Origin of the sequence: Ramlibacter sp. (assembly GCF_035655895.1) — a bacterium.
Lineage (GTDB): Bacteria > Pseudomonadota > Gammaproteobacteria > Burkholderiales > Burkholderiaceae_C > Ramlibacter.
On the sequence record NZ_DASRTN010000006.1, the window covers coordinates 563,316 to 590,262 of the forward strand.

Sequence of the window (26,947 nt, forward strand, 5' to 3'; positions counted from 1 at the left end):
CCCCCGCAGGCGGGCAGCCCTACTTCTGCCGCGGCACCCGCCCCATCAGGAAGAACTCCGGATTGGGCTGCATGTTGCTGAAGCTGGCCATGCGGTTGGACAGGCCGAAGAAGGCGGTGATGGCGGCGATGTCCCAGATGTCCTCGTCGGAGAACCCGTGCGCATGCAGGGGGGGGAAGTCCGCTTCGTCGACTTCGTGCGAGCGCAAGCAGACCTTCATCGCGAAGTCGAGCATCGCGCGCTGCCGCGGCGTGATGTCGGCCTTGCGGTAGTTCACGGCCACCTGGTCGGCCACGAGCGGCTTCTTCTCGTGGATGCGCAGGATGGCGCCGTGGGCCACCACGCAGTAGAGGCAGTTGTTCGCCGCGCTGGTGGCGGTGACGATCATCTCCCGTTCGCCCTTGGTGAGCGAGCCATCCTCCTTGAGCATCAACGCGTCGTGGTAGGCGAAGAAGGCGCGCCACTCGGCCGGCCGCCGCGCCAGCGCGAGGAACACGTTGGGCACGAAGCCGGCCTTCTCCTGCACCTCCAGGATGCGGGCACGGATGTCGTCGGGCACCTGCTCGAGTGCCGGGGCGGGGTAGCGGGTCACGGGCGTCTCCTGGCCGGCCGCGGTCGCCGGCCGTGTTCTGGTGAAGCGGCCAGTCTAGGCCTGCAGAAGCCGGGAACAGGGGGGCTTTTCCCCAGTTTTCCCGCGGCTCCGGTTGACCTGCCTCAAGAAGAATGGTCCTCGTCCGTAAATGAACCCATGGCGCCATTCCGGCGCCCTTCGCTTCTTCGTGAGGTCGACCATGCCATTCCTGGCGAACATGAAACTCGGCACCCGGCTCTCGCTGGGGTTTGCCATCCTGATCATCGCGGGGCTGCTCAGCGCCCTGGCCGGAATCGAGCGGATCCGCACCATGCGGGGCCTGGCCGAGCAGCTGGCCACGCACGACGCCGAGATGCTGGTGCTCACCCAGTCGTGGGTGCGCTCCATCGAGACCAACGCGGCCCGTTCGTGGGTCGTGTTCTTCGCCACCGACGCCGCGGTGCTTGCCCGGGTCAAGGACGAGATGAAGGCCGTCGTCGCCGCCCAGACCGACCGCCTGAAGCGGATGACGGAACTGCTGGTCGACGACGAGGTCGCCAAGTCGATCGTGGCGGAGATCACCAAGGAGCGGGAGGCGTTCCAGGCCATGCGCAACAGCCTGCTCAAGCGCAAGGAAGCCGGCGAGGACGTGGGTGCCGAGGTCGTGGCCAAGGTGTTCCCGGCTGCGCAGTCCTACCTCGCATCGGTCGAGCGGATCGCCGAGCACCAGCGCAAGAAGGTCGAGGAGAGCCGGGCGCGCGCCGACGCAGCCGCGGCCGAAGGCGTGCTGTTCCTCAGCCTGGGCGCCGGCCTGGCGCTGCTGGCCGGCATCGGCCTGGCCTGGGTGCTCACCCGCTCGGTGGTGGTGCCGGTGCGGCAGGCGCGCGAGGCAGCCGACGCGATCGCCGCCGGCGACCTCTCGGTGACGCTGGACACCAGCCGCCGTGACGAAGTGGGCGAGCTGATGGGTGCGATGGGGCGCATGGCCGACGCGCTGCGGCGCATCGTCGGTGAAGTCCGCCAGAGCAGCGACAGCATCGCGACCGGCTCCAGCCAGATCGCGATGGGCAACGCCGACCTCAGCCAGCGCACCGAGGAGCAGGCCTCCAACCTGCAGCAGACCGCGGCCTCGATGAAGCAGCTGACGACCACCGTGCGCACCAACGCCGACACGGCCCGCCAGGCGACCGAGCTGGCGGGCAGCGCCAGCGCGGTGGCGCGCCAGGGCGGCGAAGTCGTCGGCCAGGTGGTGCACACGATGGAGGCGATCAGCGCATCCAGCCGCCGCATCAGCGACATCATCGGCGTGATCGACGGCATCGCCTTCCAGACCAACATCCTGGCGCTGAACGCCGCCGTGGAAGCGGCGCGGGCCGGCGAGCAGGGCCGCGGCTTCGCGGTGGTGGCCAGCGAGGTGCGCGGGCTGGCGCAACGCTCGGCGGATGCCGCGCGCGAGATCAAGGCGCTGATCGGCGACAGCGTGCAGAAGGTCGAGAGCGGCAGTGCCCAGGTGGGCCAGGCCGGCCGCACGATGGCCGACATCGTGCAGCAGGTGCAGCGCGTCGCCCAGCTGATCGACACGATCACCGCCGCGACGATCGAGCAGACCGAAGGCATCTCGCACGTGGGTGATGCGGTCCAGCAGCTCGACCAGGTGACCCAGCAGAACGCCGCCCTGGTGGAGCAGAGCGCCGCGGCGGCCGAGAGCCTGCGCGGGCAGGCGGCGCGCCTGGTGGAAGTGGTGGGCGCCTTCCGCCTGGCCGAGGAGCACGCGCACGGCCACGGCCAGCCGGCCTTCGCCTGAATTCCGGCGCGCGCGGCGCGCCTGGCAAGCGATCGAGACGCCGGGCACTGCCCGGCGTTCGTGCTTCTGCGGGCCTGCCAGGGCCGCGGCGCCGGTGCGCCGTCGCATGCATGTCGCAGGTGCCCGCCGGTGCTGAATAACTGAAGTCTATTGGCGAAATTTGCCCAATTGTCTTTGTCAATCCAGCAGTGAAAAACACAATCGCGCCACCGTTCACCCACGAAGGACACGCGATGGACTCTCCCCGCCTCACCACCGCCTCCGGCATTCCGGTCGCCGACAACCAGAACAGCATCACGGCCGGCCCGCGTGGCCCGATCCTCCTGCAGGACTTCCACCTGATCGAGAAGCTGCAGCACTTCAACCGCGAGCGCATTCCCGAGCGCGTGGTGCATGCCAAGGGGTCGGGCGCGTACGGAACCTTCACCGTGACGCACGACATCACGAAGTACACCAAGGCCCGGCTGTTCAGCCAGGTCGGCAAGAAGACCGAGACCTTCGTCCGCTTCTCCACGGTCGGCGGCGAGCGCGGTTCGGCCGACACCGAGCGCGACCCGCGGGGTTTCGCGATCCGCTTCTACACCGAGGAAGGCAACTGGGACCTGGCGGGCAACAACACGCCGATGTTCTTCATCAAGGACCCGATCAAGTTCCCTGACTTCGTGCACACCCAGAAGCGCGACCCGCAGACCAACCTGAAGTCGGCCGACATGATGTGGGACTTCTGGAGCCAGGCGCCCGAGTCGCTGCACCAGGTGACGATGCTGTTCTCCGACCGCGGCACGCCCGACGGCTACCGCCACATGGACGGCTTCGGCAGCCACACCTTCAGCCTGGTCAACGCGGCCGGCGAGCGCGTCTGGGTGAAGTGGCACTTCAAGACGCAGCAGGGCATCCGCAACCTGTCGGCGCAGGACGCCGTTCGCCTGGCAGGCCAGGATCCGGACTACGCCCAGCGCGACCTGTTCGAGGCGATCCGCAGCGGCAATTTCCCGCGCTGGACCGCCTTCATCCAGGTCATGACCGAGGCCGAGCGCGTGGCCTGGGAGCAGCGCACCGGCTGGAACGCCTTCGACCTCACCAAGGTGTGGCCGCACCGGGACTTCCCGCGCCTCCCGGTGGGCGTGCTGGAGCTCGATCGCAACCCTGACAACTACCACGCCGATGTCGAGCAGGTCGCCTTCTCCCCGGCCAACGTGGTCCCGGGCCTGGGCTACAGCCCCGACAAGATGCTGCAGGGCCGGCTGTTCGCCTACCACGATGCGCAGCTCTATCGGGTGGGCACCAACCACCAGCACCTGCCGGTGAACCGTCCGCGCTGCCCGTTCCACAACCAGCAGCGTGACGGCGCGATGGCCATCCACAACGGCGGTGCGACGCGCAACTACGATCCGGTGCAGGGCCATGGAAGCGACACGCGCGGCTTCGGCCACGGCGACCCGGGCTGGGCGCTGGACGGTGTCGCCGGCCGCTACGACGCCCGCGGCACCGAGGACGACTACACCCAGGCTGGCAACCTGTTCCGGCTGATGCCGGCCGACGAACAGGACCGGCTCACGACGAACATCGCCGGCGCGCTGGCGGCGGTCACGTCAGCGGCCATCCGGGAGCGGCAGATTGCACACTTTTCGAAGGCGGATGCCCGGTATGGGGCTGAAGTGGCACGGAAGCTGCAGGACAAGACCGGCGGCGCAACGGTCTCCGTGGCCAAGGAAGCCGCCTGACAGTTTCTTCATGGTTAAACGCGGGACGGAACACCGCTTGGAGGGCCGCAGGGATGCGGCCCTTTTTTTGTCCGGCGACGTGCCGCCTGGCTGGAGCCGTGCCGGCCGCATGCCAGCACGCACGGGCCGCAAGCTCAACGTTTTTTGTCTGCGTCCGGACCGCGATCGGACAAGTTTGTCAGACGCGTGCGTCCTGCATCCGCTCGCCGGCCTGCAATTCATCGATGTCCAGCTCGATCGACGCCGCCTGATCCAGCGGGACGTCTCCCGCGTCGGCGACGGCGGTGAACTGCCCGTCGAGGTAGAGAAAACCCATGCGCTGGGCTGCCTGCCCCAGGGCTGCCTGCGGCGAGGGCAGGCCGGTGCCGGTGAGCTGGTTGCCGTCCAGCACATAGCGCCAGCCGTCCTCTGCCCGGTCCAGGCTGCCGAGGTCGATGGTCTTGCCATCGGGGTTGCGGGCATAGAGGCGCCCATGGGCGGCCAGGAAGGTGAAATGCGCCCGGGTCAGGCTGGGGTCGGTGGGCATGCGCGTGCGGTGCTCGTGAGGATGCATGGCACTCTCGCCGGGCGCCCGGGCGGCGCGTGTAGGACGCCCTTGCGACCCCGGGTCAGGCGGTCCCTGCGCGGACAGGCCGGCGTCTCCCGGAAACGGGGACAGAGACCGGCGGTCGGTGTCAGCCGCCCTGGTACAGCTTGCGCAGCAGACGCAGCAGGGTCTTCTGCTCGGCGGCGGTCAGGCCGGCGGCCGCCTCGGCCTCGAGTTCGGCCGCGGTCCGCTCGGCCTGGCGCATCAGCTTGAGCGCCGCGGCGGTGGGATGCAGGCCGGTGGCGCGCCCGTCGCGCGGATGCGGCTTGCGCTCGATCAGCTCGCGCTTCTCGAGGTTGCCCACCAGGCTCACGAGGTTGGGCGGCAGGATGCCCAGCGTGGTGCACAGCTGGCGCGAGGTGATGCCCGGGTTGTGCACGATCAGCGAGAGGACCGAGAAGTCGACCGGGCGCAGCCGGTAGACCGCCATCCGCTCGAGGAACACCTCGATCACGGCGAGCGCCGCACGGCGCGCGTTGTAGCCAAGCAGGCTCTCGAGGTAGCTGGTGTCGACCTGGTCCACCATCGGGACCTCGGCACTCGTCGTGTCGCTGGGGCGGGGCATCGGTGCTGGGTTCGGGCGGCTGTGGCCGCCGGCTGCGCGGAAGTGGCGCGGCGCTGCCGCGCGCGTGGACGGCGATTCTCGCAGCATGCGCGGCCGGGGGGCCGCGCCGCGGCACGACGCGCTCACGATTCGGCGGTGAACCCGATCCGCTTGACCAGCGGCCCCCAGCGGACGTGCTCCTCCTTCTGGCTGCGGTCCATCTCGGCGGCGGTCGAACCCTGCGCAACCAGGCCCATGAGCGCCAGCGAGTCCACCACCGTCTTCTCACGGAGCGCCTGGTTGATGGCGGCATTGGCGTTCGCCACCACGCTGGCGGGGGTGCGGGCGGGCAGCCAGAAGCCGAACCACTCCTCGGTGGTGAGATCACCGAACCCGCTTTCGGCGAAGCTGGGCACATCGGGCGTGAACGGCGTGCGCTTGCCGCCCGAGGTGGCCAGGATGCGGATCTTGCCGGCCTTGTGGTTGGCCAGCGAGTCGCCGGTGGGGCACGAGACGGCCGCGAGCGTGCCGCCGATCACGTCGGCCACCGCGGGCAGCGAGCCGCGGTAGGGCACGTGCTTGAGGTCGACGCCGTTGTCCAGACCGAGCAGGGCAACCAGGAAGTGCGGTGTCGAGCCCGCGGCCGGCGAGCCATAGTTGGCCTTGTCCGGATTGGCCTTGGCCCAGGCCAGGAAGTCCTTCACCGTCCGCACCGACTGCGGCACCATCGGGCCGACCGCCAGGGCGTGCGTCATCACCGCGGCCATCGACACCGGCACGAAGTCCTTGAACGGGTCGTAGCTGAGCGTGCGGTAGATGTGCGGATAGATCGACATGCACGAATACGGCGTCAGCAACAGCGTGGCGCCGTCCGGCGCTGCCGCCTTGACGGTCTCCACCGCGATGCGGCCGGCCGCGCCGGTCTTGTTCTCCACCACCGCGGCATGGCGCGAGTAGGGCGTGCCACCCAGCTTCTCGGCCACGCGGCGGCTGGTGCTGTCGGCGGTGCCGCCGGCCGGGAAGCCATTGACGATCTTCACCTGTTCGAACGCCTGCGCCGAGGCGCCGGAAGGAAAGCCCGCGGCGGCGCCGAGCGCTGCGACGGACGTGATGAACTGCCTGCGGTTGCCCATGGTGGTCTCCTGGTGGAAAAGCAGTCAGCGCGGCGCCATGCGCAACGCGCCGTCGAGGCGGATCACCTCGCCATTGAGGTGGGTGTTGGTGACGATGTGGCAGGCCAGCTGCGCGAACTCCTCGGGCTTGCCCAGCCGCGGCGGGAAGGGGATCGAGGCCGCGAGCGACTGCTGCACGGCTTCGGGCAGCTGCTGCATCAACGGCGTGGCGAACAGGCCCGGCGCGATGGTGCACACGCGGATGCCGTGCTGCGCCAGGTCCCGCGCCATCGGCAGGGTCATGCCCACCAGCCCGCCCTTGGACGCGCTGTAGGCCTGCTGGCCGACCTGGCCGTCGTACGCGGCGACCGACGCGGTGAACAGCATCACGCCGCGCTCGCCGTCATCCAGCGGCGCGAGCCGGGCGCACTCGGCGGCGAACAGGCGGCTGGCGTTGTACGTGCCCACCAGGTTCACGCCGATCACGCGCGCGAAGTCCTCCAGGGGCGCGGGGCTGCCGTCCTTCTGGACGACGCGCCTGGCGGTGCCGATGCCGGCGATGTTCATCAGGATGCGGGCCGGCCCGTGCGCGGCAGCCGCCCGGGCGATGGCCGCCTGCAGGCTGTCGGTGCTGGTGATGTCGCAGGCGCAGGCGACGCCGCCGATCTCGGCCGCGACCTGCTCGGCCCGGGCCAGGTTCACGTCGAGCACTGCCACGCGGGCGCCCAGGCGCGCGAGCTCGCGGGCGGTCGCCTCGCCGAGGCCGGAGGCGCCGCCGGTGACCAGCGCAGGCTGTCCGTGGATGTTCATCGTGCGGCTCCCCTGGGCTGGATGGTGAAGGGCAGGGCGTCCTCGTGGAAGGCCTGCACGAGCGCGTCGCGGTGCTTGAGCACGGCGCGCTGGTTGATCGATCCCTTGTCGGTGACCTCGCCCTTGTCGATGGACGGCGGCTCGTGCAGGAGGTGCAGGCGGGCGACCCGGGTGGCGCTGCCGGTTGCCTGGGTCGCGAGCTCGTCGGCCACCCGCTGGAAATGTGCCTGCACCGCCGGGCTCTCCAGCACCTGGCGCAGCGACGCCTGCTCGGGCAGTCCGGCGAGCGCGCGGACCTTGGGCGTCGGAAACAGCAGCGCGCCGACCTCGTTGCGGTTCAGGCCGGTGATCACCGCGTCCTGCACGTAGGGTGCGGCAGCCGCGATGATCCGCGCGCGCAGCGGCCCGACGCTCACGAAGGTGCCGGTGGCGAGCTTGAAGTCCTCGGCGATGCGGCCGTCGAACCGCAGTCCCTGGTGCGGGTCCGCGTCGTCGATCCACAGCACGGCGTCGCCGGTGCGGAAGAAGCCTTCCTCGTCGAAGGCTTCGGCGGTGGCCTCGGGTGCGCGCCAGTAGCCAGGCGTGATGTTCGGCCCCTTGTAGCGGACCTCGGTCTTGCCGTCGACGGGCACCAGCTTGAGCTCCATGCCGGGGCAGGGCAGGCCCAGGTGGCCTGACCTGACGCGGTGGCTGGTGACGAACACCGCGAACGGCGAGGACTCGGTCATGCCCAGCCCCGTGCCCATGACGATGCGCTCGCCGACCTCGGCCTCCTGCACCTCGTGCAGCAGGTCCCAGATCGGCTGCGCGAGCGCCGCGCCGGAGTAGAAGAACATCCGCACCCGGGACAGCAGGTTGCGGCGCAGCACCGCGTCGGCCTTCATGGCATGGGCGATCGCCTCGAACCCGGTGGGCACGTTGAAGTAGATCGTCGGCGCGATCTCGCGCAGGTTGCGCAGCGTCTCGGCCATCAGCGCCGGCGTCGGCTTGCCATCGTCGATGTGCAGCGTGCCGCCGTTGTAGAGCGTCAGGCCGATGTTGTGGTTGCCGCCGAAGGTGTGGTTCCAGGGCAGCCAGTCCACCAGCACCGGCGGCTCGCCGGCCAGCACCGGCATCGACTGGCGCATCTGCTGCTGGTTGGCGCACCACATCCCGTGCGTGTTGACCACTGCCTTGGGCAGCTTGGTCGAGCCCGAGGTGAACAGGAACTTGGTGATGGTGTCCGGGCCGATCGCCTGCATGGCGGCGTCGACCGCGGGTGTCGGGGGCGTGTCGAGCAGCGCCGACCAGCGGGTGTACGGGCGGCCGGGCAGCTCGCCTTCGCCGAGCACGACCTCGACATCCGGCCCGACCGTGGCCACGATCGCCTTGCCGTAGCGCGCGGCGTCGCCCGCGAACACCAGGCCCGGCGTGAGCGTGGACAGCACGTGCCGCAGCTTGTCGTAGTCCTGGCTGATGGTGGAATAGGCGGGCGAGACCGGGCAGTGCGGGATGCCGGCGTAGAGGCAGCCCAGCGCCAGCAGCGCGTGTTCGATGCTGTTCTCACTGAGGATGGCCACGGGGCGCTCGGCCGACAGCCCCCGGTCGAGCAGCGCCTGGCCGATGCTGCGGGCCAACTGCAGCGCACGTCCGTAGCTGACGCGCGTCCAGTCGCCGGTGCTGCCGTCGGGCAGGCGTTCGCGCCGGGCGATGAAGGTGCGCTCGGGCGCCGTCCGGGCCCAGTGCAGCAGCCGGTCGGTCATGCGGACGGCGTGCGGTGCCAGGTCCTGGTCGGCGCGCAGGTATTGCACGCCGCCTTCGCCCTGGCGCAGGCGCGCGCGGGTGACGCCGAACTCCAGTGGGCGGTAGCGCGGCTCGCGCGGGGTGCTTGTCTCGTCCATCTTCTTGTGCTCTGGTGGGGCGGGTTCAGCCGCCCGCGACCTTGCCGGCGCGCCCTTCGAGAAAGGCTCGCACGCGTTCCTTGGCTTCGGGGGCGCTTTGCACGATGCCGGACATCAGGGCTTCGGTGAGGAAGCCCTGGTCGGCGGGCTGTTCGGCGATGCGCGGCAGCGCGTGCATCAGCGCGTAGTTGGTCAGCGGCGCGTTCTGCGCGATGCGGCCGGCCAGTTCGATCGCCTTGTCCAGCGCCGTGCCCTGCGGCACCAGGTACTGCGCGAAGCCGGCGCGGTCGCCGTCCTGCGCGTTGTAGACGCGGCCCGTGAGCATCATGTCGGTCATGCGCGCGACGCCGATCAGGCGCGGGATGCGCACCGAGCCGCCACCGCCCACGAAGATGCCGCGCGAACCTTCGGGCAGCGCGTAGAAGGTGGTCTCGTCGGCCACGCGGATGTGGCAGGCGCTCGCGAGTTCGAGTCCTCCGCCGACCACCGCGCCGTGCAGCGCCGCCACCACCGGGACCGGGCCGAACTGCACCTGCTCGAGCGCGGCATGCCACATGCGCGAATGGCGCATGCCGGCGCCGGCGTCGCGCTCCTTGATCTCGGACAGGTCGAGCCCGGCGCAGAAGTGTTCGCCTTCGCCATCGATGACGGCGGCGCCGATGCCCTCGGGCAGGTTCATGAACGCGTCGCGGATGGCGAGGATCAGCGCATCGTTCAGTGCGTTGCGCTTGGCGCTGCGGTTCAGGCGCACGATGGCGACGGCGCCGCGGTGCTCGATCTGGAGGTCTGGGGTGGTCATGGAAGGTTTGCGGAGTGGCCGGATTATTTGTTATAAAGAATAATCAAAACAAGCCCGCCGAACTAGGAGTAACCCTGATCGGGAGACGACCGCCATGGACCACGCCAACCTCATCGCCATCGACATCCACACCCACGCGGAAGTCAGCTGCTGGAACCCGTTCGACAACTACGGGGAGGAGTACGACCGCGCCGCGGACAAGTACTTCCGCAGCAGCCGCCGCCCGACCATTGCCGAGACGGTCGCGTACTACCGCGAGCGCAAGATCGGCCTGGTGATGTTCACCGTGGACAGCGAGTCCAAGCTCGGGCGCAGGCGCATTCCCAACGAGGAGATCGCGCAGGCCGCGCGCGAGAACAGCGACATGATGATGGCCTTCGCGAGCATCGATCCCCACAAGGGGAAGATGGGCGCACGCGAGGCCGAGCGCCTGATCCGCGAGGAGGGCGTCAAGGGGTTCAAGTTCCACCCCACGGTGCAGGGCTACCACCCGTACGACCGCATGGCCTGGCCGATCTACGAGGTGATCGACGCGCACAAGCTGCCGGCCATCTTCCACACCGGCCACAGCGGCATCGGCTCGGGCATGCGCTGCGGCGGCGGGCTGCGGCTGGAGTACAGCAACCCGATGCACCTGGACGACGTGGCCATCGACTTCCCCGACATGCAGATCGTGATGGCGCACCCGAGCTTCCCCTGGCAGGACGAGGCGCTGTCGGTGGCCACCCACAAGCCCAACGTGTGGATCGACCTCTCGGGCTGGAGCCCGAAGTACTTCCCCAAGCAGCTGGTGCAGTATGCGAACACGCTGCTGAAGGACCGCGTGCTGTTCGGCAGCGACTATCCGCTGATCACGCCCGAGCGGTGGATGAAGGATTTCGAGGAAGCCGGCTTCAAGCCTGAAGTCATGCCTGGCATCCTCAAGGGCAACGCCGTGCGCCTGCTGGGCCTGGGCTGACACGGCGCGGCGTTCGTCCTACAAGGCGCAGCGGCTGCGCTGCGCCATCACGCTACGTCGCTGCCGGGCAAGCGGCGCAGGTTGCCTGCCAAGGGCCTCTGGCGGCCCCCAAGAGCGGGATCGCCGAAAGCGGGCGACGGCCATCGTCGACCCGCGCTGGGCGCCCGTGCTTTGCATGCACGACCACGGCGCAAGCTGCACCACGGCTGGGCGGCCACGCGCGACGAGCAGGCGTCGCGCCGCTCGCATCGGCGTGCAAAACAGCAGTCCATTGAGCCGCAAACAGCTCCATGGCGCAAGCGAATTTACGCATCGTCCGAACCGTGTTGCGCGAGCGCGATGTCGCGTCGACAGGGCAATCACCGAGAAACTTTTTCCGCTTCTTTTTTCTCTATGGTTCACCTACATTGAAGTCCGACGTTTGCCTACAGGATGGTGGAGCCTCATCAGAGGCGCTGCGCTAAAGTGGAAGCGAACTTGCCTGCAAGCCATCGGCTGGCGCCGGCCCCGTAGCGGAAGGAGTTTTCATGGATGTGGTTCGCAATTTCCTGGCGCGATACGAGCAGACGCGCGAGGAAGAGATGTCGCTCGAGGACTACCTCGAGTTGTGCCGCAAAGATCCCCTGGTGTACGCGACGGCCGCCGAGCGCATGCTCGCCGCGATCGGCGAGCCGGAGATGATCGACACGCGGCACGATCCCCGCCTCTCCCGGATCTTCGGCAACAAGATGGTCCGGATCTATCCGGCCTTCAAGGATTTCTACGGTCTCGAGGAGCCGATCGAGCAGGTCGTCTCGCACTTCCGCCACGCGGCGCAGGGCCTCGAGGAGAAGAAGCAGATCCTCTACCTGCTCGGGCCGGTCGGCGGCGGCAAGTCGTCCATCGCCGAGCGCCTCAAGCAGCTGATGGAGCAGGTGCCCTTCTACGCGATCAAGGGCTCGCCGGTGAACGAGTCGCCGCTGGGCCTGTTCAGCAACGACGAGGACGGCCCGCTGCTCGAGCAGCAGTTCGGCATTCCGCGCCGCTACACGCAGCGCATCATGTCGCCCTGGGCGGTCAAGCGCCTCGAGGAATTCGGTGGCGACATCCGCAAGTTCAAGGTGGTCAAGCGCTACCCGTCCATCCTGAAGCAGTGCGGCATCGCCAAGACCGAGCCGGGCGACGAGAACAACCAGGACATCTCCTCGCTGGTGGGCAAGATCGACATCCGCAAGCTCGAGTCCTATGCCCAGGACGATCCGGACGCCTACAGCTATTCCGGTGGCCTGTGCCTGGCCAACCAGGGCCTGCTCGAGTTCGTCGAGATGTTCAAGGCCCCGATCAAGGTGCTGCACCCGCTGCTCACCGCAACCCAGGAAGGCAACTTCAAGGGCACCGAGGGCTTCGGCGCGATCCCGTTCGACGGCATCGTGATGGCGCACTCCAACGAGAGCGAATGGAAGGCCTTCAAGAACAACAAGAACAACGAGGCGTTCCTCGACCGGATCTACATCGTCAAGGTGCCGTACTGCCTGCGCGTCACCGAGGAGATCAAGATCTACGACAAGCTGGTGCGCAACTCGTCGCTGAAGGACGCGGTGTGCGCCCCCGGCACGCTCAAGATGATGGCGCAGTTCGCGGTGCTCACCCGGCTGAAGGAGCCCGAGAACTCCAGCATCTTCTCCAAGATGCAGATCTACGACGGCGAGAACCTGAAGGACACCGATCCGAAGGCCAAGAGCTACCAGGAGTACCGCGACTACGCCGGTGTCGACGAAGGCATGACCGGGATCTCCACGCGCTTCGCGTTCAAGATCCTGTCCAAGGTCTTCAACTTCGACAGCAACGAGATCGCGGCCAACCCCGTGCACCTGATGTACGTGCTGGAGCAGCAGATCGAGCGCGAGCAGTTCCCGCCGGAGATCGAGCAGAAGTACCTCTCGTACATCAAGGAGCACCTGTCGGCCCGCTACGCGGAGTTCATCGGCAAGGAGATCCAGACCGCCTACCTCGAGTCCTACTCGGAGTACGGCCAGAACATCTTCGACCGCTACGTGACGTATGCCGACTTCTGGATCCAGGACCAGGAGTACCGCGACACCGACACCGGCGAGATCTTCGATCGCCAGGCACTCAACGCCGAGCTGGAGAAGATCGAGAAGCCGGCGGGCTTGTCCAACCCGAAGGATTTCCGCAACGAGATCGTCAACTTCGTCCTGCGCGCGCGCGCCAATAACGCGGGCAAGAACCCGGTCTGGACCAGCTACGAGAAGCTGCGCACCGTGATCGAGAAGAAGATGTTCTCGAACACCGAAGACCTGCTGCCCGTGATCAGTTTCAATGCGAAGGCCAGCGCCGACGAGCAGAAGAAGCACGAGGACTTCGTCAACCGCATGGTGGAAAAGGGTTACACCCACCGCCAGGTGCGGCTGCTGTGCGAGTGGTACCTGCGGGTGCGCAAGAGTTCATGACATGGTCCATCCCGCAGCGCCGGCGGCGCGTGCCCCCGAGGAGCGACACCTGAGGCCCGGCCCGGCCGGCGCCCCGGGGATGGTGCAAGGGGCTCGCCTGGTGGCGACCGTGGATGGCTGACAACCAGGATTTCCCGCCCGTGGCCTCCAACAACCGAACGGAGCGATCGGCGCTCCACCAGGTGATCGACCGCCGGTTGTCCGGCAAGAACAAGTCGATCGGCAACCGGGAGCGGTTCCTGCGCCGCTACCGCGAGCAGATCCGCGACGCCGTGCGCAAGGCGGTCGGCGACCGCAGCATCCACAACATCGAGGAGGGCGCCGACATCAGCCTGCCCAAACGCGACGTGTCGGAGCCGGTGTTCAACCACGGCCCTGGCGGCTCGCGCGAGATGGTGCACCCGGGCAACCAGGAATACGTGCGCGGCGACCGCATTCCGCGGCCCCGCGGCGGCCAGGGCGGCGGTGGCGGCAGCGGTGCGTCGCCCGACGGCAGCAGCGAGGACGACTTCACCTTCCGCATCACGCGGGAGGAGTTCATGAACTACTTCTTCGACGACCTGGCGCTGCCGCGGCTGATCCGCACGCAGCTGCTGGCCGATGCGCCGGAGTGGAAGTCGCGCCGGGCCGGCTTCATCTCCGAAGGCAATCCGACCAGCCTGCACGTGGTGCGCTCGATGCGGGTCGGACTGGCGCGCCGCATCGCGATGGGCGGCGACGCACGCCGCCAGTTGCGCATGGCCGAGGAGCACCTGAAGGTCATCGAGGCCCGCGACGACACCCCGCGCGCAGAGATCGCCGCTCTCAAGGCCGAGATCGAAGAGCTGCGCCAGCGTCTCAAGCGCGTGCCGTTCCTGGATCCGTTCGACCTGCGCTACCGCAACCGCATCCGCGAGCCGCTGCCCACCAGCAAGGCGGTGATGTTCTGCCTGATGGACGTGTCGGGTTCGATGGACGAGTCGCGCAAGGACCTGGCCAAACGCTTCTTCATCCTGCTGTACCTGTTCCTCACCCGGCACTACAAGCAGACCGACGTCATCTTCATCCGCCACCACACCCAGGCGGCCGAAGTGCCGGAAGACGAGTTCTTCCATGCCACCGAATCCGGCGGCACCGTGGTGTCGAGCGCGCTGATCCTGATGAACGAGATCATCCGCGAGCGCTACATGGGCAGCGAGTGGAACATCTACGGCGCGCAGGCCTCGGACGGCGACAACTGGCAGCAGGACTCGTCCAAGTGCCGTGACATCCTCGACAACAAGCTGCTGCCGCTGTGCCGCTACTTCGCCTACGTGCAGGTGGCCGACGAGGACCAGAACCTGTGGGAGGAGTACACCCGCGTGCGCGACAGCAACGTGAACTTCGCGATGCAGAAGATCGTGACGCCGGCGCAGATCTTTCCGGTCTTCCGTGACCTGTTCAAGAAGAACCCCGTGGGAGCCACGACCTCATGAGCGCCGTCTTCGACACCCCCGTGCGCGGAGCCAACCGGCTTCCCAGCGCCTCCGACTGGACCTTCGAGCTGATCGAGGAGTACTTCGACGCGATCCGCAAGACGGCCGAGCGGTTCAAGCTCGACACCTACCCGGTGCAGCTCGAGGTCATCTCGGCCGAGCAGATGCTGGACGCCTACGCGTCGGTCGGCATGCCGGTGAACTACCGGCACTGGTCGTTCGGCAAGCAGTTCATCGCCAGCGAGAAGAACTACCGCCGCGGCCACATGGGCCTGGCGTACGAGATCGTGATCAATTCCGATCCGTGCATCGCCTACCTGATGGAGGAGAACACGCTCCCCATGCAGGCGCTGGTCATGGCCCACGCCTGCTTCGGACACAACTCGTTCTTCAAGAACAACTACCTGTTCCGGATGTGGACGGATGCCTCGTCCATCGTCGACTACCTGGTCTATGCCAAGGGCTACATCGCCGAGTGCGAGGAGCGCCACGGCCTGGAGGCGGTCGAGGAGGTGCTGGACGCCTGCCACGCCCTGATGAATTACGGGGTCGACCGCTACCGGCGTCCGCAGAAGATCAGCCTGGTCGAGGAGGAGATGCGCCGCAAGGACCGCGAGGCCTACCTGCAGCAGCAGGTCAACGACCTCTGGCGCACGCTTCCCCGGCAGCCCGGCAAGCAGTCCAAGCAGGAGCGCCGCCGCTTTCCCGAGGAGCCGCAGGAGAACCTGCTGTACTTCATCGAGAAGAACGCGCCGCTGCTGGAGCCCTGGCAGCGCGAGGTCGTGCGCATCGTGCGCAAGGTGGCGCAGTACTTCTATCCGCAGCGCCAGACCCAGGTGATGAACGAGGGCTGGGCCACGTTCTGGCACTACACGCTGCTCAACACGATGTACGACGACGGCCTGCTCGCCGACGGCTTCATGATGGAGTGCCTGTCGTCGCACACCAACGTGGTGTTCCAGCCGCCGGTGACCGACCCGCGCTACTCGGGAATCAACCCGTATGCGCTGGGCTTCGCCATGTTCACCGACCTCAAGCGCATCTGCGAGAACCCGACGCAGGAGGACCGCGAGTGGTTCCCCGACATCGCAGGCTCCGACTGGCTCAAGACGCTCGACTACGCGATGCGCCACTTCAAGGACGAGAGCTTCGTCGGGCAGTACCTGTCGCCACGCCTGATGCGCGAGTTCCGGCTGTTCACGATCGTCGACGACGCGGCGCAGCGCGAGCTCGAGGTCGCGGCCATCCACGACGACAGCGGCTATCGGCGCGTGCGCGAAGCCTTGTCCAAGCAGTACGACCTGAACTGGCGCGAGCCCAACATCCAGGTCTGGAACGTCAACCTGCGCGGTGACCGCTCGCTCACCCTGCGGCACGTGCGCCACAACGACCGTCCACTGGACAACGGCGCCGAGGAGGTGGTCAAGCACGTCGCCCGCCTGTGGGGTTTCCGCGTGCGCCTCGAAAGCGTGGACAGCCACGAGCGCGTGCTCCAGCACTGGGAAGTGACGCCGCCGGCCCAGCACCTCTGACGCCTTCCGGTCGGTGCCGCGCCGTGCCGACTGGCACCGGCTGCGACCTTGCCGTCCGTTCCACGGCGGCCGGCGGAGATCCTAGACTCCGGGCATGACGCCCGATCCCGCTTCCAGTCACGACATCCGCCCAGCACCGCAGCCGCTGCAGGGGCTGCGGGTCGTCGAGTTCACCCACATGGTCATGGGCCCGGCCTGCGGCATGGTGCTGGCCGACCTGGGGGCCGACGTCGTCAAGATCGAGCCGATCGAGGGCGACCGCACCCGTCACCTCCTCGGATCGGGCGCCGGCTTCTTCCCGATGTTCAACCGGAACAAGAAGAGCATCGCCCTGGACCTGCGCAGCGCCGACGGCACCGAGATCGCCCGACGCCTGTGCGCGAAGGCCGACGTGGTGGCCGAGAACTTCAAGCCGGGGACGATGGCCAAGTACGGCCTGGACTACCCGGGCCTGTCGGCCGGGAACCCGCGCCTGATCTACGTCAGCCTCAAGGGCTTCCTGCCCGGGCCCTACGACAACCGCACGGCGCTCGACGAGGTGGTGCAGATGATGGGCGGGCTGGCCTACATGACCGGCCGTCCGGGCGATCCGCTGCGCGCCGGCACCAGCATCAACGACATCATGGGCGGGATGTTCGGCGCCATCGGCGCGCTCGGCGCCCTGGTCCAGCGCGGCATCACCGGGCGGGGCATGGAAGTGCAGGGCGCGCTGTTCGAGAACAACGTGTTCCTGGTGGCGCAGCACATGCTGCAGTACGCGATCACCGGCAAGGCGGCCGAGCCGATGCCCAACCGCATCTCGGCCTGGGCCGTGTACGACGTCTTCACGGTCCGGGGCGGCGAGCAGATCTTCCTGGCCGCCGTGAGCGACGGGCAATGGAAGGTGCTGTGCCAGGCGCTCGGATTCGAGGACCTGCTGGCCGACCCTGCCTACGCCACCAACAACGACCGCGTGCGGCAGCGCCCGCGACTGCTGCCGACCCTGCGCGAGCGCCTCGCCGCGTGGAGCGCCGCAGAGCTGTCGTCCATCTTCGAGCGGCACGGCCTGCCGTTCGCGCCGATCCGACGGCCGGAGGAGCTGTTCGACGATCCGCACCTGCTGGCCACCGGCGGCCTGGCCGAGATTCGGCTGGCCGACGGTCCGCGGGCGGGCGAGGCAGCACCGGCGCCCCTGTGCCCGATCACCCTGGACGGCGCGCGGCTGGGCGTGCGGATGGACCCGCCGCGCATGGGCGAGCACACGACCGAACTGCTGCGGGAGCTGGGCTACACCGATGGCGACATCGCCGCGTTGAAGTCCCGCCACGTGGTGGCCTGAGCATCCGGCAGCCGCTGAGGACGGCACACGGCGCCTGCCGAAGAAGCCGGGCGCTGGGTGGTGCGGTGATGCCGGCGGCGCACCACGCGTGGACGCCACCGGGTCGGCGACGCCTCGTCCGCGCGCGGGGGCGCTTCCTACAGACGCCGGCAGCCAGCACGGCTACGGTGGAAGCTTCCAGACCAGGAAACGCCACCATGTCCGACACGCAAGAGCAACAGCGCGAGAACGTCCCCTCGCAACCGCCGCGCGACGGCGGTGAACGTCCCCGCCAGCAGCAGCAACAGCAACAGCAATCGCCTGCGGCGATCGATCCCTCGCCGCGGCGTCGCCATCCCGACGCGCCCACCCGGGCGGGCACCAGCCAGCCGTCCTGAAGCCGCGCCGCACGGCGCGTGCAGGTCCTGCCGGCGTTGCGTCGTCGCCGTGATCGCGCGCGTCGCGCCGGGGCGGCCGTTGGCGCCGTCCGAAGCCCGGCGGACCGGCGGAGCGCGCTCAGCCGACCGCGGCGCTCAACTCCAGTGGCTCAGCGGTCGCCCCAGACCTGGCGCGCCGTGTCGATCACCAGGCGCAGCTTGCTGCGCTGGTCTTCCACCGCGATGTTGTTGCCGTGGACGGTGCTGGAAAAGCCGCACTGGGGCGACAGTGCCAACTGCTCGAGCGGGGCGTACTTGGCGGCTTCGTCGATGCGGCGCTTGAGCGCATCCTGGTTCTCCAGCTGGCCGAACTTCGTGGTCACCAGGCCCAGCACCACGGTCTTGCCGGGCTTGAGGTAGCGCAGCGGGCGGAAGTCGCCCGAGCGCTCGTCGTCGTACTCCAGGAAGAAGGCGTCGATCTGCATCTCCGAGAGCAGCGCCTCGGCCACCGGCTCGTAGTTGCCGGCGGCGGCATGCGTGCTTTTGAAGTTGCCGCGGCACAGGTGCATGGCCAGCAGCATGTCCTTGGGCTTCTGGGCCACCACCTTGTTGATGAACTGGGCGTAGCGGTGCGGCAGCTCGTTGGGATCGTCGCCGCGCTGGCGCGCCGCCTCGCGCATCTTCTCGTCGCACAGGTAGGCCAGGTTGGTGTCGTCCATCTGCACATAGCGGCAGCCCGCCGCGTGCAGCGAGCGCAGCTCGTCGCCATAGGCCTGGGCCACGTCGTCGTAGAACGCCGGATCGAGCTCCGGGTAGGCCTGCTTGCTGATGCCGGCGCGCCCGCCGCGGAAGTGCAGCATGGTCGGCGAGGGAATGGTCACCTTGGGGAGGCTGCCCGGCGCGAGCTGCGAGCGCAGGTACTCGAAGTCGGCCTTCTGGATGTCCCTGGCATGGCGCACCTTGTCGACCACGCGGATCACCGGCGGCGCCAGCTCCTCGGTGCCGTCGGGCTTGCGGATCGTCACCGGGATGTCCGTCTTGACGCCGCCCAGCTGCTCGAGGAAGTCGATGTGGAAGTACGTGCGGCGGAACTCGCCGTCGGTGATGCTCTTGAGGCCCAGGTCTTCCTGGAACTTCACGATCTCGGTGATCGCCTTGTCCTCGACCTTGCGCAGCTGCTCGGGCGTGATCTCGCCGCGGGCCTTCTGCTCGCGCGCCTCCAGCAGGTATTTCGGGCGCAGGAAGCTGCCCACGTGGTCGTAGCGGGCGGGGAGTTGCATCATGGTCGTGGTCCTCGGGTCGTTCGGGAAAGTGGCGGCAATGGTAGCGAAGCGTCACAGGTCCAGCACCAGCATCGCGCTTCTGGCGCGCGAGCAGCAGGGGGTGAACTGGTCCTGGGCGGCCTTCTCCTCGTCGGTGAAGTACAGGTCGCGGTGGTCGCACTCCCCGGACAGCACGCGGGTGATGCAGGTGCCGCACACACCCTGCTCGCAGGACGTGAGGATCTCGACGCCCTGGGCGGCCAGCGCCTGCACCACGGTCTGGTCGGCAGCCACGCGGATGACCTGGCCGCTGCTGGCGAGCTTGACGTCGAACGCCCGGTCGCCGGCGGTGTCCTGGGGTGCCGCGCCGAAGTATTCGAGGTGGATCTGCTCCGGGCTGAAGCCTGCCGCGTTCGCGCCTTGCACCACGTGGTCGATGAAGCCGGCCGGCCCGCAGACGTACACGTGCGCGTCGGCCTCGGCCGGCCCGAGGGCGGCCGGCAGGTCCAGCTTCTGCGACGCCTCGCCATCGTCGAAGTGGAACCGCACGCGCGACGCGAATGCCGCGGCGGCGATCTCGTCGCGGAATGCCGTGCGCTCCGGCGAGCGGGTGCAGTAGTGCAGGGTGAACTCGGCGCCGGCCGCCGCCAGGCGCTGCGCCATGCACAGCAGCGGCGTCACGCCGATGCCGCCGGCCAGCAGCACGGTGCGCCGCGCATGGACCAGCGGGAAGTGGTTGCGCGGCTCGCTGATGGTGAGCAGGTCGCCCTCCTGCACCGCGTCGTGCATGCCGGCCGAGCCGCCCCGCGTCGCGGGGTCGCGCAGCACGGCGATCCGGTAGTGGTGCCGCTCGCCCGCGTCGTTGCACAGCGAGTACTGGCGCACCAGCCCGCCGGGCACGTGCACGTCGATGTGCGACCCGGCGGAGAAGGCCGGCAGCGGCGCGCCGTCCGGGCGGCCGAGCTCGAACGAGGCGATGTCCTGCGCTTCCTGCCTGCGCCGCAGGACCTTGACGGTGATGTCGGCCATGCTCAGGCGGCCAGCTTCTGCGGTTGTTCCTGGGCCACCAGCCGCTCGATGATGCGGCGCGCCTGAACGCCGCCGGCGTCGATGTTGAGCATCAGCAGCTTGCGGTCGGGGAAGCGGTCCAGGTTGCGCTGCTGTTCTTCCAGCACCGCGGTGTCCTCGGAGAACACCTTGCCCTGGCCTTCCTTGATCTGCGCAGTGAGGTTGGTGTCGCGCGGGTTGAAGTTGCGCGCCATGCCCCAGAAGTACCACATGGTCGAATCGGTCTCGGGCGTGAGGAAGTCGACGACCACGCTGGAGACCTTGTCCTTCGGGTCGGCCTCGTAGCCGCCCTTGCCGGCGTGGGCCACGCCCACCTCGATCATCACGTGGCTGGGCGGGATGAAGTGGCAGACCTGCCAGCGGTCCACCGGCACGTCGTCGGCCAGGTGGTTGCCGCGCAGGTTGGCGCGCCAGAACGGCGGCGGCATCACGTTGTGCATGAACCGGCTGGTGACCACCCGGTCGCCCACGGTCCGGGTGGTGACCGGCGATTCGTCGATCTCCTTCTGGCCGATGCTGCTCGCGTGCACGTAGGTCTCGTGCGTCAGGTCCATCAGGTTGTCGACCATCAGCCGGTAGTCGCACCGGATGTGGTACAGCCCGCCGCCGTAGGCCCAGTCGGGGTTCTCCGCCCAGTCCAGGTGGTGGATCCTGGCCGGATCCGCCTGCGCGGGATCGCCCGGCCAGACCCAGACGAAGCCGTACCTCTCCACGACCGGGAAGGCCCGGATCTTCGGGAATCCCTGGACGCGCTGGCCGGGCATGGCCACGGTCTTGCCGTCGCAGCCCATGACCAGCCCGTGGTAGCCGCACACCAGCTGACCCTCGCAGACCCGCCCGAGGGACAGGGGTGCGCCCCGGTGCGGGCAGAAATCCTCCAGCGCCGCGACGCCGCCTTCCTGGCCGCGGTAGAACACGATCTTCTCGTTGCAGATGGTGCGACCCAGGGGTTTGGCATCGATCTCGTCGGGGGTGCAGGCGACGTACCAGGCGTTCTTCGGGAACATGGTGTGGGCAGGCTGAATGGGCTTTGAAGAATACGCGTTGTATACAGCTGTCGGCAAGCTGCCCGCCCTGTTCTGCGGGTAAACCCCAGGAATCAAGCTGAATGCAAGCTCAGTAGACTCGACTTGGTATACATCACATCCATGAGCAACGTTCCTGCCGCCGAGCCCGAAAGCAGTTCACAGGCCGTCAAGGCGCAGCTGCGGCTGCGCGAAATGATCCTGGCCGGCGACCTGCCGGGGGGCGGGCGCATCGCCGAGCTCGCGCTGGTCGAGAAACTGGGCGCCTCGCGCACCCCGATCCGTGCGGCCCTGATGCGGCTGGAGCAGGAGGGCCTGCTGGAGCTTCTGCCTGGGGGCGGCTATGCCGTGCGCACCTTCAGCGAGCGCGACGTCTCCGACGCGATCGAGCTGCGCGGCACGATGGAGGGGCTTGCCGCACGGCTGGCGGCCGAGCGGGGCGTGGCCAGCGTGGTGCTGGCGGAAGCCCGCGAGTGCCTGGCCCGCATCGATGCGGTGCTGCTGCAGCCGGCGCTGGACGACGAGGCGTTCCTGCAGTACGTCAAGCTCAACGAGCGCTTCCACGTGCTGCTCGCCGAGATGGCCGGCAGCGCCGTGGTCGCGCGCGAACTCGAGCGGGTGGTCAACCTGCCGTTCGCGTCGCCCTCCGGCTTCGTCGTCGTCCAGGCCAACTCGCCGCGTGCGCGCGACATGCTCATCGTCGCCCAGGACCAGCATCGCCAGGTGCTGGAAGCCATCGAGCAGCGCGAGGGCAGCCGGGCCGAAGCGCTGATGCGCGAGCATTCGCGCCTGGCCCAGCGCAACCTGCGCGACGCGGTGCAGACCCACAACCTCGATCGCATGCCCGGCGTGCGGCTGATCCGCAAGCGGGCCTGACACAATGCGCCTTGCTATATCCGCGCAGCGGCTATAGCCAATCTGGATAGCTGATAGAGCCGGCCGTGCCTTGGCCCGGCGGCCGGCGCAAGGCCAGAATCCGGCTGCCGGCGCTTCGCGGGCCGTTCACGCTTTCTGAGGAGACTTCGATGCACAAGAGAACCTGGATCCAGGCCGCGGCCTGCGCCGTCCTGCTGTCCGCGGGCGGCGCCGCGTTCGCCCAGGCCAAGCCGTTCAAGATCGGCCTGATCCTGCCCATGACCGGTCAGCAGGCCACCACCGGCCGCCAGATCGAGGCCGCCGCGCGCCTCTGGATCGCCCAGAACGGTGACACGGTCGCGGGCCGCAAGGTGGAGTTGATCGTGAAGGACGACACCAGCCTGCCCGACGCCACCCGTCGCCTGGCGCAGGAGCTCGTCGTCAACGAGAAGGTCGACGTCCTGGCCGGCATGGGCATCACGCCGTCGGCCCTGGCGGTGGCGCCCATCGCCACGCAGTCGAAGACGCCGCTGGTGGTGATGGCCGCCGCCACCTCCAGCATCACCGAAGCCTCCCCCTTCATCGTGCGCAGCAGCTTCACCCTGCCGCAGGCCTCGGTCGCCCTGGCCGACTGGGCGCCCAGGAACGGCATCAAGAACGTGGTGACCCTGGTCAGCGACTACGGCCCCGGCCTGGACGCCGAGAAGTTCTTCAAGGATCGCCTGCAGTTCAACGGCGGCAAGGTCGCCGAGTCGCTGCGCGTGCCGCTGCGCAACCCGGACTTCGCGCCCTTCCTGCAGAAGGTGCGCGACCTCAAGCCCGATGCGCTGTTCGTGTTCGTGCCGTCCGGCGCGGGCGCCGCGGTGATGAAGCAGTTCGCCGAGCGCGGCATGGACAAGGCGGGCATCAAGATGATCGCCACCGGCGACGTCACCGACGACGACCAGCTCAACGACATGGGCGAGGTCGCCGTGGGCGTGGTCACCTCGCACCACTACTCGGCCGCGCACCCGTCAGCGGCCAACAAGAAGTTCGTCGAGGCGTTCCAGAAGGCCAACCGCAACCTGCGCCCCAACTTCATGGCGGTGGGCGGCTACGACGGCATGCGCCTGATCTACGAGGCGCTGAAGAAGACCGGCGGCAAGGGCGGCGGCGAGGCGCTGCTGGCCGGGATGAAGGGCCAGATCTTCGAGAGCCCGCGCGGCCCGGTGTTCATCGACGCCCAGACCCGCGACATCGTGCAGAACATCTACCTGCGCAAGGTCGAGAAGAAGGACGGCCAGCTCTGGAACGTCGAGTTCGACGTGATCAAGGACGTCAAGGACCCCGGCAAGAACAAGTGATCCCGCGCCTTCTCGCCCCCCGGCGAGAAGGCCGGGCGGGACGCCCTGCGCCGCCGGCCGCCCCGACCCTCTTGTGCGCCGAGAGGGAGCGAGACCCACCATGCTGACCATCCTCTTCGACGGCATCGCCTACGGCATGCTGCTGTTCATCCTGGCCCTGGGACTGGCCGTGACCATGGGGCTGATGAACTTCATCAACCTCGCGCACGGCGCGTTCGCCATGGTGGGCGGCTACATCACGGTGCTGCTGATGCAGCGTGCCGGCGTTCCCTTCCTGCTGTGCCTGCCGGCTGCCTTCCTGGGTGCGGCGCTGCTGGGCGGCGTGCTCGAGCGCACGCTGTACCGGCCGCTGTACCGCAAGCCGCACCTGGACCAGGTGCTGTTCTCGATCGGGCTGACCTTCATGGCGGTGGCGAGCGTGGACTACTTCGTCGGCTCGACCCAGCAGTTCGTGCAGCTGCCGGACTGGCTGCGCGGCCGCACCGAGCTCGGCAGCGGCGCCTGGACGCTGGGCATGGGCCACTACCGCCTGTTCATCATCGCGGTGTGCGCGGCGCTCACGCTGGTGCTGCAGTTCGTGCTCTCGCGCACCCGCTTCGGCAGTCGGCTGCGGGCGTCGGTCGACGACCAGCGCGTGGCGGCCGGCCTGGGCATCAACGTCAACGTGGTGTTCCTCTCGACGTTCGCGTTCGGCTGCGGGCTGGCGGGGCTGGGCGGGGCGCTCGGTGCGGAGGTGCTGGGCCTGGATCCGACCTTCCCGCTGAAGTTCATGATCTATTTCCTGATCGTCGTGGCCGTCGGCGGCACCTCGTCCATCACCGGCCCGCTGCTGGCCGCGCTGCTGCTGGGCATCGCCGACGTCGCGGGCAAGTACTACATCCCCAAGATGGGCGCCTTCATCGTCTACACGCTGATGATCGCCATCCTGATCTGGCGTCCGCAGGGCCTGTTCGTGCGGCAAGGAGGCAAGGCATGAGCAATGCAGCCGTCCCCGAACCGGTGGCCGCGATCCCGCCGGCACCGGCCGACGTGTCCCGCGCGCAGCGCTCGCTGCTGTCCGCCGTCCGCTGGCGTCCCTGGGAACCGGTGCTCTGGCTGGCCGCGTTCGCCGCGCCGGTCCTGCTGCCGCAGTACGCGGCCATCGTCAACGAGATCGCGATCGTCGCCCTGTTCGCCGTGTCGCTCGACCTGGTGCTGGGCTTCTCCGGCATCGTGTCGCTGGGCCACGCGGCGTTCTTCGGTTTCGGCGCCTACGCCGCCGCCCTGTTCGCCAAGCACGTGATGCCCGATCCGCTGGCGGGCCTGGCCGTCGCGGTGGCGGCCGCCACCGCGCTTGGCGCCGTCGCCAGCTTCACCATCCAGCGTGGCAGCGACCTGACCCGGCTGATGGTGACGCTGGGGGTCGCCCTGATCCTGCTGGAGCTGGCCAACAAGCTCGACTGGCTCACCGGCGGGGCCGATGGGCTGCAGGGGGTGCTGATGGGGCCGCTGCTCGGCACGTTCGAGTTCGATCTCACCGGGCGCACGGCGGCGTACTACTCGCTCGCGGTGCTGCTGCTGGTGTTCGTGTGCGCGCGCCGCTTCGTGCACTCGCCCTTCGGCGCCACGCTGCAGGCGATCCGCGACAACCGCCTGCGCGCCATGGCGATCGGCATCCCGGTGGGCTCGCGACTGGCCGTGGTCTACACGGTCGCTGCAGGCCTGGCCGGCGCGGCCGGCGGCCTGCTGGCCCAGACCACCGGCTTTGCCTCGCTCGACGTCTTCGAGTTCCACCGCTCCGCCGACGTGATGCTGATCCTGGTGATCGGCGGGACCGGCTGGCTCTACGGCGGCGTCTACGGCGCCATCGTCTTCAAGCTGATGCAGGATTTCCTGTCGGCGATCACGCCGCAGTACTGGACGTTCTGGCTGGGCCTGTTCCTGGTCGTGCTGGTGCTGGTGGGCCGCGACCGCCTGCTCAGGCCCTGGACCTGGGTGCGCCGCGGGGGGGCCTCGTGATGACCGATGTCGTGCTGTCCGCGCAGGGCCTGGTCAAGCGCTTCGGCGGCATCACCGCCACCAACGACGTCACGCTCGACCTGCGCCGCGGCGCCCGGCATGCGCTGATCGGACCCAACGGCGCGGGCAAGACCACCCTGATCAACCTGCTGACCGGGGTCCTCGAGCCGACCGCGGGCCGCATCGTGCTGGACGGGCAGGACATCACGTGGCTGGCGCCGCACCAGCGGGTGCGGCGCGGGATGGTGCGCACCTTCCAGATCAACCAGCTGTTCAACTCGATGACGCCGCTGCAGACGCTGGCCCTGGTGGTGTCGCAGCAGCGCGGGCTGGGCACCCGCTTCTGGCAGGCGCTGGGCCGCGACCGCTCGGTGGCCGAGCGCTGCGAGCAGCTGCTGGCGCAGTTCCGGCTGGCCGAGGTGATGGACCAGACCACCGAGCACCTCGCCTACGGCAAGCGACGCCTGCTGGAGATCGCGATCGCGCTGGCCTGCGAGCCGCGCGTCCTGCTGCTCGACGAGCCGGTGGCCGGCGTGCCGGCGGGCGAGCGCGAGGAGATCCTGCAGACCGTCGCCGCGCTACCGGCCGACGTGTCGGTGCTGCTGATCGAACACGACATGGACCTGGTCTTCAGCTTCGCCAACCGCATGACGGTGCTGGTCAACGGCACCGTGCTCACCGAGGGCGATCCCGAACAGATCGCCGCCGACCCGCGCGTCAAGGAGGTCTATCTCGGCCATGGCGACGCCGCTGCGGAGCCGGCCCATGTCTGAACTGCTGAAGGTCGATCGCCTGAGCGCGGGGTATGGCGAAGCCGTGGTGCTGCAGGACGTCTCGCTGGTCCTGGAGGAGGGCGCCACCCTCGCCCTGCTCGGTCGTAACGGCACGGGCAAGACCACGCTGATCAACACGCTGGCGGGCGCCACCCGCCAGCATGCCGGCAGCATCACGCTGGCCGGCACCGCCCTGCACAAGCTGGCGCCGCACCAGCGGGCCGCGGCCGGCATAGGCTGGGTCCCGCAGGAGCGCAACATCTTCAAGTCGCTCACGGTCCACGAGAACCTCACCGCGGTGGCGCGGCCGGGCAAGTGGACGCCGGACGCGGTGTACGCGATGTTCCCGCGCCTGGCCGAGCGCAAGACCAACCTGGGCACGCAGCTGTCCGGTGGCGAACAGCAGATGCTGGCGGTGGGTCGGGCGCTCGTGCTCAACCCGCGCCTGCTGCTGCTGGACGAGCCGCTGGAAGGCCTGGCGCCCATCATCGTGGAGGAACTGCTGCGGGCGATCCGCCGCATCACCCGCGAAGAGGGGCTGTCCGCGATCATCGTCGAGCAGCATCCGCAGGCCATCCTGGCGATCTCCGACCACGCGGTGGTGCTCGATCGCGGCACCGTGGTGCACAGCGGCACCGCGCGCGAGCTGCGCGAGGACACCGCGCTGGTCGACCGCCTGCTGGGCGTGGCGCGCTAAGCTCGCGCGAGTGCACGCCGCCTCGCCG

Annotated in this window: 24 protein-coding genes; 14 read left to right on the plus strand and 10 right to left on the minus strand. The window is 68.7% G+C overall.

Annotated elements, in window-relative coordinates; translation table 11 throughout:
• Positions 1-19 precede the first annotated feature (19 nt).
• A complete protein-coding gene (locus VFE82_RS05785; protein ID WP_324999294.1) occupies positions 20-592 on the minus strand; it encodes a peroxidase-related enzyme in 573 nt (190 codons plus the stop codon).
• A 199-nt stretch (positions 593-791) separates the two neighbouring features.
• Here VFE82_RS05785 and VFE82_RS05790 point away from each other — a divergent pair, with 199 nt between their 5' ends.
• Both VFE82_RS05790 and VFE82_RS05795 read left to right on the plus strand, forming a co-directional pair.
• On the plus strand, positions 792-2,375 hold the full coding sequence (locus tag VFE82_RS05790) for a methyl-accepting chemotaxis protein (protein WP_324999295.1): 1,584 nt from the start codon (positions 792-794) through the stop codon (positions 2,373-2,375).
• A gap of 233 nt (positions 2,376-2,608) precedes the next feature.
• A complete protein-coding gene (locus tag VFE82_RS05795) occupies positions 2,609-4,099 on the plus strand; it encodes a catalase (protein ID WP_324999296.1) in 1,491 nt (496 codons plus the stop codon).
• A gap of 178 nt (positions 4,100-4,277) precedes the next feature.
• Here the strand turns inward: VFE82_RS05795 and VFE82_RS05800 are convergent, their stop codons facing one another.
• The 6 genes from VFE82_RS05800 to VFE82_RS05825 all read right to left on the minus strand — a co-directional run bounded on the left by VFE82_RS05800 (position 4,278) and on the right by VFE82_RS05825 (position 9,830).
• The gene (locus tag VFE82_RS05800) at positions 4,278-4,625 is read right to left on the minus strand and encodes a hypothetical protein (RefSeq protein WP_324999297.1); all 348 of its coding nucleotides are present in this window, start codon (positions 4,623-4,625) and stop codon (positions 4,278-4,280) included.
• Between the two features lie 148 nt (positions 4,626-4,773).
• On the minus strand, positions 4,774-5,250 hold the full coding sequence (locus tag VFE82_RS05805) for a helix-turn-helix domain-containing protein (RefSeq protein WP_324999298.1): 477 nt from the start codon (positions 5,248-5,250) through the stop codon (positions 4,774-4,776).
• Between the two features lie 122 nt (positions 5,251-5,372).
• Positions 5,373-6,362, minus strand: a complete 990-nt coding sequence (locus VFE82_RS05810; protein ID WP_324999299.1) for a Bug family tripartite tricarboxylate transporter substrate binding protein — start codon at positions 6,360-6,362, stop codon at positions 5,373-5,375.
• A 24-nt stretch (positions 6,363-6,386) separates the two neighbouring features.
• Positions 6,387-7,151 carry an SDR family NAD(P)-dependent oxidoreductase gene (locus tag VFE82_RS05815; protein ID WP_324999300.1) on the minus strand — a complete coding sequence of 255 codons (765 nt, stop codon included), beginning with the start codon at positions 7,149-7,151 and terminating at the stop codon, positions 6,387-6,389.
• Positions 7,148-9,031: a feruloyl-CoA synthase gene (locus VFE82_RS05820; protein WP_324999302.1), complete on the minus strand. Its 1,884-nt coding sequence runs from the start codon at positions 9,029-9,031 to the stop codon at positions 7,148-7,150. The genes VFE82_RS05815 and VFE82_RS05820 overlap by 4 nt, the downstream gene beginning before the upstream one ends.
• Positions 9,032-9,056: 25 nt before the next feature.
• Positions 9,057-9,830 (minus strand): crotonase/enoyl-CoA hydratase family protein, encoded by a 774-nt coding sequence (locus VFE82_RS05825; protein WP_324999303.1) that lies wholly within the window; start codon positions 9,828-9,830, stop codon positions 9,057-9,059.
• Positions 9,831-9,924: 94 nt separating this feature from the next.
• On the opposite strand from VFE82_RS05825, the gene VFE82_RS05830 reads away from it, so the two are divergent.
• From VFE82_RS05830 to VFE82_RS05855, 6 genes are all read left to right on the plus strand, one after another.
• The gene (locus VFE82_RS05830) at positions 9,925-10,788 is read left to right on the plus strand and encodes an amidohydrolase family protein (RefSeq protein WP_324999304.1); all 864 of its coding nucleotides are present in this window, start codon (positions 9,925-9,927) and stop codon (positions 10,786-10,788) included.
• Between the two features lie 527 nt (positions 10,789-11,315).
• Positions 11,316-13,238 carry a PrkA family serine protein kinase gene (locus VFE82_RS05835; RefSeq protein ID WP_324999305.1) on the plus strand — a complete coding sequence of 641 codons (1,923 nt, stop codon included), beginning with the start codon at positions 11,316-11,318 and terminating at the stop codon, positions 13,236-13,238.
• 113 nt (positions 13,239-13,351) lie between these two features.
• A complete protein-coding gene (locus VFE82_RS05840; RefSeq protein WP_324999306.1) occupies positions 13,352-14,692 on the plus strand; it encodes a YeaH/YhbH family protein in 1,341 nt (446 codons plus the stop codon).
• Positions 14,689-16,224, plus strand: a complete 1,536-nt coding sequence (locus VFE82_RS05845) for a SpoVR family protein (protein WP_324999307.1) — start codon at positions 14,689-14,691, stop codon at positions 16,222-16,224. Before VFE82_RS05840 ends, VFE82_RS05845 begins: the two co-directional genes overlap by 4 nt.
• A 94-nt stretch (positions 16,225-16,318) precedes the next feature.
• A complete protein-coding gene (locus VFE82_RS05850) occupies positions 16,319-17,542 on the plus strand; it encodes a CaiB/BaiF CoA-transferase family protein (protein WP_324999308.1) in 1,224 nt (407 codons plus the stop codon).
• A 197-nt stretch (positions 17,543-17,739) separates the two neighbouring features.
• Positions 17,740-17,919, plus strand: a complete 180-nt coding sequence (locus VFE82_RS05855; RefSeq protein WP_324999309.1) for a hypothetical protein — start codon at positions 17,740-17,742, stop codon at positions 17,917-17,919.
• 149 nt (positions 17,920-18,068) lie between these two features.
• Here the strand turns inward: VFE82_RS05855 and VFE82_RS05860 are convergent, their stop codons facing one another.
• The 3 genes from VFE82_RS05860 to VFE82_RS05870 are packed head-to-tail and all read right to left on the minus strand — an operon-like array spanning position 18,069 to position 21,235.
• A complete protein-coding gene (locus VFE82_RS05860; protein ID WP_324999310.1) occupies positions 18,069-19,181 on the minus strand; it encodes a 5-methyltetrahydropteroyltriglutamate--homocysteine S-methyltransferase in 1,113 nt (370 codons plus the stop codon).
• A 51-nt stretch (positions 19,182-19,232) separates the two neighbouring features.
• On the minus strand, positions 19,233-20,189 hold the full coding sequence (locus VFE82_RS05865; RefSeq protein ID WP_324999311.1) for a PDR/VanB family oxidoreductase: 957 nt from the start codon (positions 20,187-20,189) through the stop codon (positions 19,233-19,235).
• A 2-nt stretch (positions 20,190-20,191) separates the two neighbouring features.
• On the minus strand, positions 20,192-21,235 hold the full coding sequence (locus VFE82_RS05870; protein WP_324999312.1) for an aromatic ring-hydroxylating dioxygenase subunit alpha: 1,044 nt from the start codon (positions 21,233-21,235) through the stop codon (positions 20,192-20,194).
• 141 nt (positions 21,236-21,376) lie between these two features.
• Here VFE82_RS05870 and VFE82_RS05875 point away from each other — a divergent pair, with 141 nt between their 5' ends.
• The 6 genes from VFE82_RS05875 (at position 21,377) to VFE82_RS05900 (ending at position 26,919) form a co-directional block, all read left to right on the plus strand.
• A complete protein-coding gene (locus VFE82_RS05875) occupies positions 21,377-22,129 on the plus strand; it encodes a GntR family transcriptional regulator (protein WP_324999313.1) in 753 nt (250 codons plus the stop codon).
• A 149-nt stretch (positions 22,130-22,278) separates the two neighbouring features.
• A complete protein-coding gene (locus VFE82_RS05880; RefSeq protein ID WP_324999314.1) occupies positions 22,279-23,451 on the plus strand; it encodes an ABC transporter substrate-binding protein in 1,173 nt (390 codons plus the stop codon).
• A 100-nt stretch (positions 23,452-23,551) separates the two neighbouring features.
• Entirely contained in the window at positions 23,552-24,427 is an 876-nt protein-coding gene (locus VFE82_RS05885; protein WP_324999315.1) for a branched-chain amino acid ABC transporter permease, read from the plus strand.
• Positions 24,424-25,449: a branched-chain amino acid ABC transporter permease gene (locus VFE82_RS05890; RefSeq protein ID WP_324999316.1), complete on the plus strand. Its 1,026-nt coding sequence runs from the start codon at positions 24,424-24,426 to the stop codon at positions 25,447-25,449. The genes VFE82_RS05885 and VFE82_RS05890 overlap by 4 nt, the downstream gene beginning before the upstream one ends.
• Positions 25,449-26,222, plus strand: a complete 774-nt coding sequence (locus VFE82_RS05895) for an ABC transporter ATP-binding protein (RefSeq protein WP_324999317.1) — start codon at positions 25,449-25,451, stop codon at positions 26,220-26,222. The genes VFE82_RS05890 and VFE82_RS05895 overlap by 1 nt, the downstream gene beginning before the upstream one ends.
• The gene (locus tag VFE82_RS05900; protein ID WP_324999318.1) at positions 26,215-26,919 is read left to right on the plus strand and encodes an ABC transporter ATP-binding protein; all 705 of its coding nucleotides are present in this window, start codon (positions 26,215-26,217) and stop codon (positions 26,917-26,919) included. Before VFE82_RS05895 ends, VFE82_RS05900 begins: the two co-directional genes overlap by 8 nt.
• The last annotated feature ends 28 nt before the right edge of the window (positions 26,920-26,947 follow it).

Excerpts from the sequence above, each read along its gene's own strand:
- VFE82_RS05790 (WP_324999295.1), top strand. The coding sequence starts at position 792 with ATGCCATTCCTGGCGAACATGAAACTCGGCACCCGGCTCTCGCTGGGG.
- VFE82_RS05795 (WP_324999296.1), top strand. The coding sequence starts at position 2,609 with ATGGACTCTCCCCGCCTCACCACCGCCTCCGGCATTCCGGTCGCCGAC.
- VFE82_RS05800 (WP_324999297.1), bottom strand. The coding sequence starts at position 4,625 with ATGCCCACCGACCCCAGCCTGACCCGGGCGCATTTCACCTTCCTGGCC.
- VFE82_RS05805 (WP_324999298.1), bottom strand. The coding sequence starts at position 5,250 with ATGCCCCGCCCCAGCGACACGACGAGTGCCGAGGTCCCGATGGTGGAC.
- VFE82_RS05810 (WP_324999299.1), bottom strand. The coding sequence starts at position 6,362 with ATGGGCAACCGCAGGCAGTTCATCACGTCCGTCGCAGCGCTCGGCGCC.
- VFE82_RS05815 (WP_324999300.1), bottom strand. The coding sequence starts at position 7,151 with ATGAACATCCACGGACAGCCTGCGCTGGTCACCGGCGGCGCCTCCGGC.
- VFE82_RS05820 (WP_324999302.1), bottom strand. The coding sequence starts at position 9,031 with ATGGACGAGACAAGCACCCCGCGCGAGCCGCGCTACCGCCCACTGGAG.
- VFE82_RS05825 (WP_324999303.1), bottom strand. The coding sequence starts at position 9,830 with ATGACCACCCCAGACCTCCAGATCGAGCACCGCGGCGCCGTCGCCATC.
- VFE82_RS05830 (WP_324999304.1), top strand. The coding sequence starts at position 9,925 with ATGGACCACGCCAACCTCATCGCCATCGACATCCACACCCACGCGGAA.
- VFE82_RS05835 (WP_324999305.1), top strand. The coding sequence starts at position 11,316 with ATGGATGTGGTTCGCAATTTCCTGGCGCGATACGAGCAGACGCGCGAG.
- VFE82_RS05840 (WP_324999306.1), top strand. The coding sequence starts at position 13,352 with ATGGCTGACAACCAGGATTTCCCGCCCGTGGCCTCCAACAACCGAACG.
- VFE82_RS05845 (WP_324999307.1), top strand. The coding sequence starts at position 14,689 with ATGAGCGCCGTCTTCGACACCCCCGTGCGCGGAGCCAACCGGCTTCCC.
- VFE82_RS05850 (WP_324999308.1), top strand. The coding sequence starts at position 16,319 with ATGACGCCCGATCCCGCTTCCAGTCACGACATCCGCCCAGCACCGCAG.
- VFE82_RS05855 (WP_324999309.1), top strand. The coding sequence starts at position 17,740 with ATGTCCGACACGCAAGAGCAACAGCGCGAGAACGTCCCCTCGCAACCG.
- VFE82_RS05860 (WP_324999310.1), bottom strand. The coding sequence starts at position 19,181 with ATGATGCAACTCCCCGCCCGCTACGACCACGTGGGCAGCTTCCTGCGC.
- VFE82_RS05865 (WP_324999311.1), bottom strand. The coding sequence starts at position 20,189 with ATGGCCGACATCACCGTCAAGGTCCTGCGGCGCAGGCAGGAAGCGCAG.
- VFE82_RS05870 (WP_324999312.1), bottom strand. The coding sequence starts at position 21,235 with ATGTTCCCGAAGAACGCCTGGTACGTCGCCTGCACCCCCGACGAGATC.
- VFE82_RS05875 (WP_324999313.1), top strand. The coding sequence starts at position 21,377 with ATGAGCAACGTTCCTGCCGCCGAGCCCGAAAGCAGTTCACAGGCCGTC.
- VFE82_RS05880 (WP_324999314.1), top strand. The coding sequence starts at position 22,279 with ATGCACAAGAGAACCTGGATCCAGGCCGCGGCCTGCGCCGTCCTGCTG.
- VFE82_RS05885 (WP_324999315.1), top strand. The coding sequence starts at position 23,552 with ATGCTGACCATCCTCTTCGACGGCATCGCCTACGGCATGCTGCTGTTC.
- VFE82_RS05890 (WP_324999316.1), top strand. The coding sequence starts at position 24,424 with ATGAGCAATGCAGCCGTCCCCGAACCGGTGGCCGCGATCCCGCCGGCA.
- VFE82_RS05895 (WP_324999317.1), top strand. The coding sequence starts at position 25,449 with ATGACCGATGTCGTGCTGTCCGCGCAGGGCCTGGTCAAGCGCTTCGGC.
- VFE82_RS05900 (WP_324999318.1), top strand. The coding sequence starts at position 26,215 with ATGTCTGAACTGCTGAAGGTCGATCGCCTGAGCGCGGGGTATGGCGAA.